This is a genomic window from Mycobacterium sp. 4858 (assembly GCF_900240975.1).
GTDB lineage: Bacteria > Actinomycetota > Actinomycetes > Mycobacteriales > Mycobacteriaceae > Mycobacterium.
Genome location: NZ_LT968775.1, coordinates 1,164,261 through 1,178,630, shown reverse-complemented (window position 1 = coordinate 1,178,630; position 14,370 = coordinate 1,164,261). Strand labels below are relative to the sequence as shown.

10 protein-coding genes and 1 pseudogene are annotated in these 14,370 nt (G+C 68.0%); 8 read left to right on the top strand and 3 right to left on the bottom strand.

All coding sequences use genetic code 11. From position 1 onward, the window contains the following. Window positions 1-42: 42 nt before the first annotated feature. A pseudogene (locus C1737_RS05495) lies at window positions 43-1,020 on the top strand (phytoene desaturase family protein); the annotation flags it as partial. Between the two features lie 7 nt (window positions 1,021-1,027). Here the strand turns inward: C1737_RS05495 and C1737_RS05490 are convergent. Both C1737_RS05490 and C1737_RS05485 read right to left on the bottom strand, forming a co-directional pair. Continuing rightward, the gene (locus tag C1737_RS05490; protein WP_102417448.1) at window positions 1,028-1,636 is read right to left on the bottom strand and encodes a YbhB/YbcL family Raf kinase inhibitor-like protein; all 609 of its coding nucleotides are present in this window, start codon (window positions 1,634-1,636) and stop codon (window positions 1,028-1,030) included. 39 nt (window positions 1,637-1,675) lie between these two features. Continuing rightward, complete coding sequence (locus C1737_RS05485; RefSeq protein ID WP_102417447.1) at window positions 1,676-2,122, bottom strand: SRPBCC family protein; 447 nt, start codon at window positions 2,120-2,122, stop codon at window positions 1,676-1,678. A 99-nt stretch (window positions 2,123-2,221) separates the two neighbouring features. Here C1737_RS05485 and C1737_RS05480 point away from each other — a divergent pair, with 99 nt between their 5' ends. From C1737_RS05480 to C1737_RS05465, 4 genes are all read left to right on the top strand, one after another. Next, window positions 2,222-2,941 (top strand): MBL fold metallo-hydrolase, encoded by a 720-nt coding sequence (locus tag C1737_RS05480; protein WP_102417446.1) that lies wholly within the window; start codon window positions 2,222-2,224, stop codon window positions 2,939-2,941. Between the two features lie 224 nt (window positions 2,942-3,165). Then, a complete protein-coding gene (aceA, locus tag C1737_RS05475) occupies window positions 3,166-5,454 on the top strand; it encodes an isocitrate lyase ICL2 (protein ID WP_067926606.1) in 2,289 nt (762 codons plus the stop codon). Window positions 5,455-5,879: 425 nt separating this feature from the next. Continuing rightward, window positions 5,880-6,086, top strand: coding sequence for a hypothetical protein (locus tag C1737_RS05470; protein ID WP_067926608.1), 207 nt, complete (start codon window positions 5,880-5,882; stop codon window positions 6,084-6,086). Between the two features lie 338 nt (window positions 6,087-6,424). Then, a complete protein-coding gene (locus C1737_RS05465) occupies window positions 6,425-7,588 on the top strand; it encodes an LLM class flavin-dependent oxidoreductase (protein WP_102417445.1) in 1,164 nt (387 codons plus the stop codon). A gap of 512 nt (window positions 7,589-8,100) precedes the next feature. Here C1737_RS05465 and C1737_RS05460 read toward each other — a convergent pair. Then, entirely contained in the window at window positions 8,101-8,568 is a 468-nt protein-coding gene (locus C1737_RS05460) for an SRPBCC family protein (protein ID WP_067926613.1), read from the bottom strand. A 231-nt stretch (window positions 8,569-8,799) separates the two neighbouring features. Here C1737_RS05460 and C1737_RS05455 point away from each other — a divergent pair, with 231 nt between their 5' ends. The 3 genes from C1737_RS05455 (at window position 8,800) to C1737_RS05445 (ending at window position 14,366) form a co-directional block, all read left to right on the top strand. Then, window positions 8,800-10,635 (top strand): fatty acyl-AMP ligase, encoded by a 1,836-nt coding sequence (locus tag C1737_RS05455; protein WP_102417798.1) that lies wholly within the window; start codon window positions 8,800-8,802, stop codon window positions 10,633-10,635. A gap of 76 nt (window positions 10,636-10,711) precedes the next feature. Continuing rightward, entirely contained in the window at window positions 10,712-11,944 is a 1,233-nt protein-coding gene (locus C1737_RS05450; RefSeq protein ID WP_102417444.1) for a serine hydrolase domain-containing protein, read from the top strand. Window positions 11,945-12,038: 94 nt separating this feature from the next. After that, window positions 12,039-14,366, top strand: a complete 2,328-nt coding sequence (locus tag C1737_RS05445; protein WP_102417443.1) for an arylsulfatase — start codon at window positions 12,039-12,041, stop codon at window positions 14,364-14,366. The last annotated feature ends 4 nt before the right edge of the window (window positions 14,367-14,370 follow it).

Sequence of the window (14,370 nt, the reverse complement as noted above, 5' to 3'; positions counted from 1 at the left end):
TGCGCACACGGCGCCGTTGCTCGGCGTGTCGCCACCGTGGGCGCACACTACTCCACCTACCGCGGCCCCTACACACCGGGAAGCGCCACCTGCCTGGCCTTCGCCCTGGCGGTGCCGGACGACTCCACGGCGATGATGACCAAACTCAAGGGCGGCATCGGCGCCCTCACCGAACACCTGCGGGAGCTCTTCGTCTCCCACGGTGGTGAGATCCGCTTCCGCACCAAGGTGGAACAGATCCTCGTCGAGCGCGGCGCGGTGACGGGGGTGCGGTTGCGCGACGGGTCGACGATCACCGCGCCGATCGTGGTATCCAACCTCGCACCGGACGTCACGCTCACCGACCTCGTTGCGCACGAGCATGTTCCGGCGGAGCTGATCTCGCGGCTGTCCGGCCGTGACCACCGGGCCTCCTTCGTGCAGATCCACTTCGCCCTTGACGGACTGCCCGAATTCGCCGCCCCCTACGAGTTCTTGAACGAAGAGGGCATGCAGCAGTCGGTCGGAATCTTCGGCGCTCCGGAGGAGCAGCAGCTGCACTGGGAGAACTGCCGGCGGGGCATCGTGCCGGACAACCCGTCGATGGGAATGCAGATACCGTCGGTGCATGATCCGGGCATGGCGCTGCCCGGCAAGCACGCCGCCAGCGCCTACGCGTACGCGTTCCCGGTCGAAGTCGACCGACAGGACCATGGGCGACTCAAAAACGAGATGGCACAGCGTGTTATCGACAAGATCACCAGGCTGGCGCCCAACTTCAGGGACATCGTGATCCGCCACATCACGTTCGCCCCCTACCACATGAACACGATGTTCGGCGCGCCCGCCGGTGACTTCTGCCACGGCCTGCTGCATCCGGACTTGATGGGCCCGAACAGGCCGGGCCCCAAGGGATTCCTCGACTTGCCGATCCCGATCGACGGCCTCTACCTCGGCGGTGCGGGATGCCACGGCGGGCCGGGCATCACCTTCACGCCCGGCTACAACGCCGGCTATCAAGCGCTCGACGACATGGCCTGAAGCGCGGTCAGCCGCCGAAGGTTCCTGTGAGCTGCGCCTGCGCGGTCGCGGCGCCGGCGATCGTGTTCTCCGCCTGGACGCCGGCGAGGCCGTCGGGCAACCGGTAGTCGTTGGGAAGCTGGTAGAGCGTGAACCGGTAGTGGTGGGTGCCGGTTCCCGCGGGCGGACACGGACCTTGGTAGGCGCGCTGTCCGGAGGTGTTCGGCAGGGTGGTCGCCCCGGCGGGCGTCTGACCGTCGGCGGTGCTGCCGCTGCCCGGAGCGATTCCGGTGACGACCCAGTGCACGTATAGCCCGTTGACGGCGTCGGGGTCGTCGACCACGAGCGCCGCGCCCAGCGGGGCCGACCATGTCAATGGCGGCGCCATGTTGGCGCCCTTGCAGGTGTACTGCACGGGGATCGCCGCGCCGTCGGCGAACGCCGGGCTGGCGATGCTCAACGGTCCGCCGGCGGGCGCGGCCGGGACGCTGCGCCCGAGGGTCGTCACCTTCGGCGTCGACGGCACCGTCATCCGGGTGTCGCCGTGCCCGCCGCAGCCGGCCATGCCCAGCACCGGCGCCAGCGCCGCCATGGCGAATGCGATCCGCCGAGGGCTGCCTGCCGTCATGGTTTTCATAGGGAAAGTGTCGCCGACCGGGGCGCCGTAGAAAAGGTGCTAGCTTCCGGACTTCTTCACCTCCAGGACCCGCTTGCGCAGGCCCTTGGTGGCGGTGTCCATCAGGCTTTTGGTGCCCCGCTTGAGCAGGAACCCCGGAACCGGCATCAGTAGGTCGACGGTGAGGTCGAAACGGACGCGGGTGGAATCCCCGTCGGGGGTCAGCGTGTACCGGCCCTCCTGCGCGCGCTGCTGTTTGGCGCTGTCCAGCGTCCAGCTGACACCGTCGTCGTGAACCACGTAGGACAACACCTGCTCCTCGGTGAAGCCCACCAGTTTGACCACTTGCCGGGACCTGAGCGGATGACCCTCGTCGTCGCGCTCGAGGATGTCGACGGTTTGATGCACCGAGGACCAGTCGGGCAACGACTCCAGGTCGAACAAGACGTCCATGACCTGATCGGGGGTGGCCTCGATGACGACTTCTCGGGATTCGGTGACAGCCATGGGTGCAACATAGCCAGAGCAACGACGCCAGAAACCCACTTTCCCGCGATAGTCGTGTGCCATAGGCGTGCCACCGATCCGGCGCTACCGTCGGAAGCCGTGCAGTTGACCTGGGAACGGCTGAGCGACGGAGTGCACCGCACCCGGCTGCCGTTCTGCGATGTCACGGTCGGGCTGGCGTGGGGGAGCACCGGGGTGCTCCTCGTCGATACCGGCTCCACCCTCACCGAGGCGGCGGCGATCGACGCCGACGTACGGCGGCTCGCTGGACGCCCGGTCACTCATATTGTGTTGACGCACAAGCATTTCGACCATGTCCTGGGCTCGTCGGTGTTCGCCGGGGCGGAGCTCTACTGCGCGCCCGGAGTCGTCGGCGCGCTGTCCTCGGCGACGGGCGCGCTCCGCGACGACGCGCTGCGCCACGGCGCCGAACCCCGCGCGATCGACCGCGCGATTGCGGCCCTGCGTCGCCCCGACCGGGGGCTGTACAACGCGGTCGTCGACCTCGGCGACCGCACCGTCGAGGTTGCGTACCCCGGCCGCGGCCACACCACGTCCGATCTGGTGGTGGTGGTGCCCGGGACGAACCCGGACGACCCGATCGTCGTCTTCACCGGTGATCTGATCGAAGAGTCCGGAGATCCGGCCATCGACGCGGACTCCGACCTCGCCGCGTGGCCGGCATCCCTCGATCGGGTGCTTGCACTCGGCGGATCGGAAGCCCTCTACGTCCCGGGCCACGGACATGTCGTCGACGCGGAGTTCGTGCGTCGCCAGCGCGACTGGCTTAGCCGACGCGCGGCCGGCGGGCCGAAATGACGAAAGAGACTGCGCTGCAAGACGTTGCGACCTCGAGCGGTCGCCCCGGTGCGCGACCCGCCCCGATCGGCGGCCACTCCCCGGCCGGGGGAGGCGCTCGATGGCTGTCGGAATACGGCACGACAACAGTTTTGGCTCGGGTCTTTTGACCCCTGATTGAACGGCCTGTTCCGGGGATAGACTCTCGTTTTCAGGGGAATCTCGCCGAAGAGGAGCTCACGGCCATGGCCATCATTGACTCGGACACCGAGGTCCGGACATCGTTCGCAGACGACATCGCCGCCACCCAGCGGTACATGGACGGCCCGCGCTTCGCCGGCATCACCCGCCTCTACACCGCCCGCCAGGTAGTCGAGCAACGCGGCACCATCCCCACCGACTATCCGGTGGCGCGCAACGCGGCGGCGGCCTTCTACGACCGGCTGCGCGAACTGTTCGCCGCCAAGAAGAGCATCACGACCTTCGGCCCCTACTCGCCCGGCCAGGCGGTGGCCATGAAGCGGATGGGCATCGAGGGCATCTACCTCGGCGGCTGGGCGACCTCGGCCAAGGGTTCCACCACCGAAGACCCCGGCCCCGACCTCGCCAGCTACCCCCTGAGCCAGGTGCCCGACGACGCCGCGGTGCTGGTGCGCGCCCTGCTCACCGCCGACCGCAATCAGCAGTACCTGCGCCTGAACATGAGTGAGCAGCAGCGAGCCACCACACCCGCGTACGACTATCGCCCGTTCATCATCGCCGACGCGGACACCGGCCACGGCGGTGATCCGCACGTGCGCAACCTGATCCGCCGTTTCGTCGAGGTCGGTGTGGCGGGCTACCACATCGAGGACCAGCGGCCGGGCACCAAGAAGTGTGGTCATCAGGGCGGCAAGGTGCTGGTGCCGTCCGACGAACAGATCAAGCGGCTCAACGCGGCTCGCTTCCAGCTGGACATCATGCGCGTGCCGGGGATCATCGTCGCGCGCACCGACGCCGAGGCGGCCAACCTGATCGACAGCCGTGCCGACGAGCGCGACCAGCCGTTCCTGCTCGGCGCCACCAACCTCAACATCCCTTCGTACAAGGCGTGTTTCCTGGCGATGGTCCGGCGGTTCTATGAGCTGGGCGTCAAGGAGCTCAACGGCCACCTCCTCTACGCGCTGGCCGATTCCGAGTACGCCGCCGCCACGGCCTGGCTCGAGCGCCAGGGCATCCAGGGCCTGATCTCCGACGCGGTGAATGCGCGGCGGGAGGACGGCCACGACTCGATCGACGACCTGTTCGACCAGGTCGAGTCGCGGTTCGTGGCCGCCTGGGAGGACGACGCCGGGCTGATGACCTACGGCGAGGCCGTTGCCGAGGTGCTCGCATTCGGCGAGAGGGAGGACGAGCCCGTCGGCATGAGCCCCGAGCAGTGGCGCCAGTTCTCCGAGTCCGCGTCGCTGTACGCGGCCCGGGAGAAGGCGAAGGAGCTTGGGGCGGACCCGCCGTGGGACTGCGAGCTGGCGAAGACACCGGAGGGCTACTACCAGATTCGCGGCGGAATCCCGTATGCGATCGCCAAGTCGCTGGCGGCCGCTCCGTTCGCCGACATCCTGTGGATGGAGACCAAGACCGCCGACCTGGCCGACGCCCGGCAGTTCGCCGAGGCGATCCACGCCAAGTTCCCCGACCAGATGCTGGCCTACAACCTCTCGCCGTCGTTCAACTGGGACACCACCGGCATGAGCGACGAGGAGATGAAGCGCTTCCCCGAGGAGCTCGGCAAGATGGGCTTCGTCTTCAACTTCATCACCTACGGTGGCCACCAGATCGACGGCGTGGCGGCCGAGGAGTTCGCCACCTCCCTCAAGCAGGACGGCATGCTGGCGCTGGCCCGGCTGCAGCGCAAGATGCGCCTGGTCGAGTCGCCGTACCGCACGCCGCAGACGCTGGTCGGCGGCCCGCGCAGCGATGCGGCGCTGCAGGCGTCCTCCGGGCGGACGGCGACCACGAAAGCGATGGGCAAGGGCTCGACCCAGCATCAGCATCTGGTGCAGACCGAGGTGCCCAAGAAGCTGCTCGAGGAATGGCTGACGCTGTGGAGCGAGCACTACCACCTGGGCGAGAAGCTGCGGGTGCAGTTGCGGCCCCGGCGCGCCGGCTCGGACGTGTTGGTGCTGGGCATTTATGGCAATGGGGACGAGCAGCTCGCCAACGTCGTCTTCGACCCCATCAAGGATCGGCACGGCCGCAGCATCCTGACCGTCCGCGATCAGAACACCTTCGCGGAGAAGTTGCGCCAGAAGCGGCTGATGACGCTGATCCACCTGTGGCTCGTGCACCGCTTCAAGGCCGACGCGGTGTACTACGTGACTCCGACGGAGGACAACCTGTACCAGACCTCGAAGATGAAGTCCCACGGCATCTTCAGCGAGGTGAACCAGGAGGTCGGCGAGATCATCGTTGCGGAGGTGAACCGGCCGCGCATCGAGGAGTTGCTGAAGCCCGACCGCGTCGCCCTGCGAAAGCTCATCACCAAGGAGGATTAGCCGGCGGATCCGTGCTCGCCGCTGCCGAAGGCGTTGGACGGCAACACGATCCGGGTTTCGGGCCCAGCACGGCGCCCGGGGTGGTTATCCAATTTACGAATAAGAAAATTTCTTATTGCCACGTTTGTAAATTCCCGCATGACAACAGTTGTCAGCGGATACGATTTGGCTCGCCGATGGTCCATTAGCCCGAGATGGGCCATCGGCCCCAACTCCTTCAGCCGCAAGGGCTTTCCGCTCGCGCCACCACCCGCACCCAGCACCGCCCCGGCCCTACATCAAGGGCCGTCAACGGGCGTGCCTTGCTGCGGTATTCACTCGCCGCCCGACACACAATGTGTCTTGTAGCAACAGTTGCACACGTGTATTATTGCCTTCATGGAAGCGCGCCACGCACGACGCGCTGCACCGGGAAGGAGCGGTTGATGAAGGCGCAGATCAAGACGGCGGTTGCAGTGTTCGGCGGGATGTCCGCGATCGCCCTGGCGGTGGGATTCGGCGGGGTCGGCGTTGACCCGGCGGGCGGCGCGTCGGCACCGGCGGCGCACACGCCGTCCAGCACGGCGGCGGCGACGACCGGCGGCACCCACGTGGCCACCCTGGCCAGCTGCGTGTCCGGCCTCGACTGCTAGGCCCGCCGCGGTTCCGGTGGCCCATCCGCGTGATGGGCCACCGGCGTTTTCGGGGGGAAGTCACGGCGTCGAATCCCGTTTGCCGCCACGCAACCCGGGGTAAGGAGAAGTGGACCTACTTGCACGCGGTGCGGGTGGGGTTTGCGACTCCGTCCGTCGGCTGAACCGGCCGTAATGCAGCCGAGACCAAGGCTTGCTCCCTAGTCGGCGGGGCTGGGATCACCCGGCCCCGCCGGCTGAAAACTCCCGACTTCGCCCAACGTCGCGCCGCCAACGCCCTAGGCCGGGCACCGCATTCGGGTTATGGTTCTGCCCAACTCGGATGCAAGGGGACTTCAATGGCGAAGCTCAGGTTTGGATACTTCATCGCCCCGTTCCATCGAGCGGGCACCAACCCGACGCTCGCCTTGCAGCGTGACCTCGAGTTCATCGAGCACCTCGACGCACTCGGCTTCGACGAAGTCTGGTTGGGCGAACACCACTCGGCGGGCAGCGAGATCATCAGCTCGCCGGAGATCTTCATCGCCGCCGCGGCCGAACGCGCCAAGCGGATTCGCTTTGGCACCGGGGTCATTTCGCTCTCGTACCACAACCCGCTCTGGGCCGCCGATCGGCTGATGCTGCTGGATCACCTCACCCATGGCCGGATCATCGGCGGCGTGGGTCCGGGTTCACTGCCCAGCGACTCGTCGATGATCGGGCTCACCCCCACGGACACCCGCGAGCTGCTCGAAACGAACCTCGACATCGTCGTCCGGCTGCTGGCGGGGGAGACGGTCAGCGCCAAGACGGCCACGCACCAGTTGTTCGACGCCAAGCTGCAACTCGCCCCGTACTCGGACGGCGGAATCCCGCTGTCGGTCGCCGCGGTCGCGTCGCCAACCGGTGCACGGCTGGCGGGCAAGCACGGCATCGGCCTGCTGTCCATCGGGGCGACGCTGACCGTCGAGGGTTTCAACGCGCTCTCCTATCACTGGGGCATCGTCGAGGAGCGCGCGGCGGCCTTCGGCACCCAGGTCGACCGCAAGAACTGGAGCCTGGTCGGCCTGTTCCACCTCGCCGAGACCGAGAAGCAGGCCCGGGAAGAGGTCAAGTTCGGCATCGAGCCATGGTTCCGCTACTTCCAGAAAGTGGCCGCCTTCCCGCAGATGACGATGCCGGGCGAGCAGCTCGACGAGATGATCGACGTCATCAACGACAACGGGGCGGGCATCATCGGTACGCCCGAGCGGGCGCGCGAGCAGGTGCAGCGCCTGTGGGATCAATCCGGCGGGTTCGGCTGCATGCTGCAGATGGGCCACGAGTGGGCCAACCCGGCCGCCACGCGACGATCGGCCGAGTTGTTTGCCGCCGAAGTCATGCCGCATTTTCAGGGCCAGGCGCAACCGACGCTGGATGCCGCCGCGCGAGCCGGACAGGCCCGCGACAGCCTGGCGCAATCGCAGCTGGACGCCGTCGCGCACATGACGCAGAAGTATGAAAGCGAAAAGCGTACGACGTGACCATCCGTGCGTAACGCCCGTCGACCGGTGCGAAAGACAATCGCCCAAGCGAGACGTTAACCGGCGCCATCGTGTGCCGCGCCCGCACCGGCTGTGGAAACCAACGGCCACCCCGCCCCGGCGGTGGGATCGATGCGGTGGCTGCACGCCGGCCGGCCACGGGGTACGGCGGAATTTGAGGTCGAAAGACCCTGACGATCCGACTCCGACGAGCGGAACGTTAATGCCCTCGGGCATTAAGTTCAGCACGAGGATGACGGAGTTGAGTCATGTCGCAAGTCACCAGAATCATCGTTGCCCTGATGATCACCTGCAGTGCGTTAACCACGTCGGGGTGCACCTGCACCCAGTCCCCGGGAGGTCTGGTTTGCAGCTGGTGAGAGGTTGGCGACCTCACGCTTGAGTGAGAAGCGCCGCGAGAAAGCAGTTCGCAGCGGGCTGCTGATCGTTACGCGCTCAAATACGCAACGAGCGCGAGCAAGCCACGCACACAAAGCAATTCGCCGCTGCCCTTATCGCGCGCTGCCAGATTCACGTTCGGCCGCTTTCACCAGCTGGCTGGCGAAGTATCGGACCGCACCGGCCATGGCGGCACGCACCACCGGACCCGTCCCGCGCACACCCTCGGTGAACGAACCGGTCCAGCGGATGTCGGTTCCACCGGCCGGGTTCGGCGTGAACACCACCTCACCCGAATAGTCCTTGGCCGGGGTCGGGGGGCCGACGAGCTTGTAGGCATGCCGGCGATCCTGCTCGTACTCGACGGTCTCTTCCTGCACCAGTACCGGCCATAGTCCCACCTTGCGGATGGCCCCGATCCCGCCGGGCGCGGGATCGCCCTGCCGCGCCCAGCTCGACTGCACGACGATGGGCTTGGCCCACTTCGACCAGTTGGCGCCGTCGGTCACGAGCCGGAACAGCGTCGCGGCGGGCGCGGTGCTGGTGCGGTTGACCTCGAATGAAAACGTCCTGCCTGACATGACCAACCCCCGCCTGCATTCATCGACGACCCTGCGTGTCGCTCGCGCGTAGGCTACCGCCCACGCCTTGCGTCTCCCGGGTGGGGTTCGCCGGCCGCGCCGCGGCCCGAAAGCGCGACCGCCAGGAACCGGCCCGAATGCGGTTCCCCGCGAACGTCCTTCACGGGCGGAGTGCGGATGATCACCGTCGCGGCGGGCCAGGCGCGGCGTGGGCTTGCCTACAGTAATTGCATGGAATTCGGTTTGCGCCGGCACGCCGAGGGTGGCCCCGGCCTGCTCGAGATCGAGGACTGCCTGGACGCCGACGGCAACGTCATGCCGCCGCCGGACGTCACGCTGATCTCGCTGATCGATCGCAACATCGCGAACGTCGGTGACGCCGTGGCGTACCGGTTCCTGGACTACAGCCGATCGGCCGACGGGCTGGTCGAAGAGGTGACGTGGAAGCAGTTCGGGGTCCGGTTGGAAGCCATCGGCGCGCGCGTGCAACAGGCGGCGAGCCGCGGCGAGCGCGTCGCGGTGCTGGCGCCGCAGAGCCTCGACTATGTGATGGGTTTCTACGCGGCGATCAAGGCCGGAACCATCGCCGTGCCGCTGTTCGCACCGGAGTTGCCCGGGCATGCGGAACGTCTCGATACCGCGCTGCGCGACTCTGAGCCGACGGTCGTGTTGACGACGGCGGCGGCGCGGGGCGCGGTCGAGGATTTTCTGAGCACCCTTCCGCAACTGCAGCGGCCGCGAGTCATCGTCATCGACGAGATCCCCGACTCGGAGCGGGGATCCTTCGCCCCCACCGAGTTACGTCATGACGACGTCTCCCACCTGCAGTACACGTCGGGTTCGACCCGGCCCCCGGTGGGCGTGGAGGTCACGCACCGAGCCGTCGGCACCAACCTGGTGCAGATGATCCTTTCGATCGACCTGCTCGACCGCGACACCCACGGGGTGAGCTGGTTGCCGCTCTACCACGACATGGGCCTGTCGATGATCGGCTTCCCGGCGGTGTACGGGGGACACTCGACACTGATGTCGCCCGCCGCGTTCGTCCGCAGGCCGCAGCGCTGGATCAAGGCCTTGTCCGCCCAGGCGGGCCGCGCCGTCACGGCGGCGCCGAACTTCGCCTACGAATGGGCGGCCCAGCGGGGTCTGCCCGCCCCGGGTGAGGACGTCGACCTGAGCAACGTGGTGCTGATCATCGGTTCCGAACCGGTCAGCATCGACGCGATCACCACCTTCAACAAGGCGTTCGCCCCGTACGGGTTGAAGCCCACGGCGTTCAAGCCGTCGTACGGCATCGCCGAGGCCACCCTGTTCGTCGCGACCATCGCCCCCGACGCCCAGGCGACCGCCGCCTATTTCGACCGTGACGAGCTGGGCGCCGGTCGCGCGGTGCGGGTCGCTGCGGACGCCCCGGGAGCGGTCGCGCAGGTCTCCTGCGGTCAGGTCGGCCGCAGCGAATGGGCCGTCATCGTCGACCCGGACACCGGGACCGAGCTGCCCGACGGCCATATCGGCGAGATCTGGATACAGGGCAACAACGTCGGCCGGGGCTACTGGGGGCTGCCCGACGACACCCGGCGCGCGTTCGGCGCCCGGCTGCAGTCGCGGCTCGCCGCGGGCAGCCACGCCGAGGGGGCAAGCGTCGAACGCTCGTGGCTGCGGACCGGCGACCTGGGCACCCACCTCGACGGCGAGCTGTACGTCACGGGCCGGATCGCCGACATGGTCAGCGTCGACGGCCTCAACCACTACCCGCAAGACATCGAGGCGACCGTCGCCGAAGCGTCCCCGCTCGTACGGCGCGGGTACGTGACCGCCTTCGCGGTGCCGGCCGAGGGCACCGGTCAACAGCTGGTGATCGTCGCCGAGCGGGCGGCGGGCACCAGCCGCGCCGACCCGCAGCCGGCGATCGCGGCGATCCGTGCCGCGGTCTCGCGCCGCCACGGGCTGCCCGTGGCCGACGTGCGTTTCCTGCCAGCCGGCGCCATTCCACGCACCACCAGCGGCAAGCTGGCGCGCCGGGCCTGCCGCTCCCAATACCTGAGCGGCAGCCTGGGCAGCCACTGACCCCGCCGCGGCGGGACGGCCGAAAAGCGGGGCCCTCGCGGCGCGGTTGACTTAGTCTCCCTTGCGGAGGCGAACGATGGTGCTCAAGGTTGCGGTGCCGGCGGATCGGATTTGTGGCGACGTCGACACCGGCTACGGAAAGGTTGCCGACGCCTTCCGCGCCAGTTTCCGCGACGGCGCGGAAGTTGGCGCAGCCGTCGCGGTCTACCGGGACGGGGTCAAGGTCGTCGACCTGTGGGGCGGCTATCGAAACGGGTCGGCCAGGGTGCCCTGGCGGCCCGACACCATGGTCAACATGTTCTCCACGACCAAAGGGGTCGCCGCCCTGGTCGTGGCCGTGGCGGTGTCCCGGGGGCTCATCTCCTATGACGCCCGGGTGGCCGAGTACTGGCCGGAATTCGCGCAGGCGGGCAAGGCCGAGGTGACCGTCCGGCAACTCCTCGGGCATCAGGCCGGGCTGTGCGCGCTCAAACCGAAGCCCACGCTGGCCGACGTCGCGGACCCCGCCAGGCTCTCGCCGATCCTCGCAGCGCAGGTACCGGCGTGGCGTCCCGGGACACGGCACGGCTACCACGCGATCACGCTCGGCTGGTACGAATCCGAGCTGATCCGCCGGACCGACCCGGCCGGCCGCACGCTGGGCCGCTTCATGGCCGACGAAGTCGTCCGGCCGCTGGGACTGGACCTGCACATCGGGCTGCCGGATTCGGTCGATCGCGAGCGGGTGGCGCACGTCCATAACTGGGCGCGCGCAGAGACGCTGCTGCATCTGAACGTGATGCCGCCCGGATTCGTCGGCGCCTCGCTCAATCCGGTCGGCCTGACCGCGCGCACCATCGGGGTCCCGCGCGGCGTCAATGCGTTCAACGGCGATTACAACCGCGACGAGGTGCGCAGGGTCGAGATCCCGTCGGCCAACGGCATCGGCACCGCCCGGGCGGTCGCGCGGCTCTACGGCAGCGCCGCCACCGGGGGAGCCGAACTGGGCGTCGGCGGGGACACCCTCGAGGCGCTGACGGCGCCGGCGCACGCCCCGAGTCGGGGCGCTGCCGACAAGGTCATGAACGTGGACGTGGCATATTCGCTCGGATTCTGTAAACCGGTGCCGCACTTCGCCTTCGGCTCCTCGGACAAGGCCTTCGGCACTCCCGGCTTCGGCGGCTCGTTCGGCTGCGCCGACCCGGACACCGGCGTCGGGTTCGCCTACGTGATGAATCGGCTGGGTTTTCACCTGTGGAGCGACCCGCGCGAACTCGCACTGCGGCAGGCGCTGTTTCGCGATGTATTCGGCGTGCGACCGCAGACGTGAGGCCGGTGGAGAGCCTTCCCGTCCGCTACGGTGAGGCTGCCGAGTTGCCTGGGGGACAGCCGGGAGATCCGCTGCACCAGCACCAGGAGGCGCCATGGTCGACCAGCCCCGCGGGGACACACGATTCGGCGGGGACCTCAACCCGTCGGCGGCCGACTCCACGCCGGTAAGACCGTCGATCGTCTCCCCACCCGCCGGCGCGCCCAACATCGTCGTGGTGTTGCTCGACGATGTCGGGTTCGGCGCCGCGTCGACCTTCGGTGGGCCGGTGCCGACACCCGCACTGGACCGCGTCGCGGGCGCCGGGTTGCGCTACAACCAATTCCACACGACCGCGCTGTGCTCACCGACGCGCGCCGCCCTGCTGACCGGTCGCAATCACCACAGCGCGCACATGGGCACCATCTGCGAGATCGCCTACGGATTCCCGGGTTACGACAGTGTGATACCGCAGAGCACCGCCACCGTCGCCCAGGTGCTGCGGATGAACGGCTACAGCACGGCGCTGTTCGGCAAAGCGCACTTCACCCCGATCTGGGAGATCGGGCCCGCCGGCCCGTTCGACCGCTGGCCGACCGGACTCGGGTTCGAACGTTTCTACGGATTTCTGGGCGGGGACACTTCGCAGTACGAACCCGCGCTCTACGACCAGACCACGCCCGTCGAGCCGTACCTGGGACGGGACGACTACCACCTGACCGAAGACCTCGCCGACAAGGCGATCGACTGGATCCGGCTGCAGAAGACGTCCGCGCCGGACAAGCCGTTCTTCCTGTACTTCGCGCCCGGCGCCACCCACAGCCCCCACCAGGTGTGGCCGGAATGGTCGGACCGCTTCGCCGGCCGATTCGATGACGGCTGGGATGCCCTTCGGGAAAGCATCTACGCCCGCCAGCTGGAAATGGGCATCATCCCCGCCGGCACCGGGTTGACGCCGCGACCCGAGCAGATACCCGCGTGGGCGGACTACGACGACCGCTACAAGCCGGTGGCCCGGCGGTTGATGGAGGTCTACGCCGGGTTTTTGGCCCACACCGATGCCCAGGTCGCACGGGTGATCGACGCCGTCGACGCGTTAGGTCATTGGGAGAACACGTTGTTCATCTACCTGTGCGGCGACAACGGTGCGTCCGCGGAAGGGACGCTGCACGGCGCGTGGAGCTCACCGGCCTTCCAGAACGGCATGCCCGAGGATCCCGAGTGGTTGCTGGCCCACATCGCCGACTTCGGCACGCCCCGCTGCGAAAACCACTACAACGTGGGCTGGGCCTGGGCGCTCGACGCACCGTTTCAGTGGATGAAACAAGTGGCTTCCCACTTCGGGGGAACCCGCAATGGACTGGCGATCTCATGGCCGCGGGGCATCGCGGCGGCGGGGGAGCAGCGCAGCCAGTTCCACCACGTCATCGACATCGTGCCGACGATCCTGGAAGCCGCCGGCATCGAGATGCCCACGTGTGTCAACGGCGTCGAACAGAAGCCGATCGAGGGTGTCAGCATGCGGTACTCGTTCGACGACCCCGCCGCAGCAGGTCGGCGGACCACGCAGTATTTCGAGATCTTCGGCAATCGCGCTGTGTACCACGATGGTTGGATCGCCTCGTGTTTTCACGGTCGACTGCCCTGGGTCCGCGCCCAGCGCGCCACCCCGTTCGGCGACACCGAACGCTGGGAGCTCTACCACCTGACCGACGATTTCAGCCAGGGCATCGACCTGGCCGCGCAACGGCCCGACAAGCTCGCGGAGCTGCAGGCCGTGTTCGATGCCGAGGCGCGGAAATACGACGTCTATCCGCTCAGCGACGCGACGCTGGCCCGCGCCTTTCCCGCAAACCGGCCGAGCCTGCTGGCCGAGCGCACCTCGATCACCTACTACGCCGGGCAGGTGCGCATCCCCGAACCCGTGACATTGAGCTACGCCAGCACCTCGTTCGATTTGCGGGCGCAGCTGACCATTCCGGTGGGGGGCGCTCAGGGCGTGGTCATCTGCATCGGGGGCGCGATGGCCGGGTGGAGCTTGTACTTGGAGCACGGCATTCCCCGCTTCGCCTACAACTACCTGGGTCATGAGCTCACGACCATCGCGGCGGCCGAGCCGCTGCCGGAAGGCCCTGTCGCATTGGGCCTTTCGTTCGAGTATGACGGCGGCGGTCTGGGCAAAGGCGCCTCGGTGTCGCTGCGTGTCAACGACATCACCGCGGCAGGCGGCCGCGTCGAACGCACGGTCCCGTTCCGCTTCTCGATGAGCGGCGAGACATTGGACGTGGGCACCGACACCGGCTCCCCGGTCGCGCCCTACGGGCACGATTTCCGGTTCACCGGCCGAATCGACCGCATCGACGCCACCGTGCACCCGCATCCCACCGATCTGGCCGCGGCGATCGCCGAGGCGGAGATGCGCGCCGCGCTCGGGGCGCAATAGTGCT

Bases quoted from the DNA above. Each gene is read 5' to 3' on its own strand.
- C1737_RS05460 (WP_067926613.1), bottom strand. From the start codon at position 8,568: ATGTCAGGCAGGACGTTTTCATTCGAGGTCAACCGCACCAGCACCGCG.
- C1737_RS05455 (WP_102417798.1), top strand. From the start codon at position 8,800: ATGGAATTCGGTTTGCGCCGGCACGCCGAGGGTGGCCCCGGCCTGCTC.
- C1737_RS05490 (WP_102417448.1), bottom strand. From the start codon at position 1,636: ATGAAAACCATGACGGCAGGCAGCCCTCGGCGGATCGCATTCGCCATG.
- C1737_RS05470 (WP_067926608.1), top strand. From the start codon at position 5,880: ATGAAGGCGCAGATCAAGACGGCGGTTGCAGTGTTCGGCGGGATGTCC.
- C1737_RS05485 (WP_102417447.1), bottom strand. From the start codon at position 2,122: ATGGCTGTCACCGAATCCCGAGAAGTCGTCATCGAGGCCACCCCCGAT.
- C1737_RS05450 (WP_102417444.1), top strand. From the start codon at position 10,712: ATGGTGCTCAAGGTTGCGGTGCCGGCGGATCGGATTTGTGGCGACGTC.
- C1737_RS05445 (WP_102417443.1), top strand. From the start codon at position 12,039: ATGGTCGACCAGCCCCGCGGGGACACACGATTCGGCGGGGACCTCAAC.
- C1737_RS05465 (WP_102417445.1), top strand. From the start codon at position 6,425: ATGGCGAAGCTCAGGTTTGGATACTTCATCGCCCCGTTCCATCGAGCG.
- aceA (WP_067926606.1), top strand. From the start codon at position 3,166: ATGGCCATCATTGACTCGGACACCGAGGTCCGGACATCGTTCGCAGAC.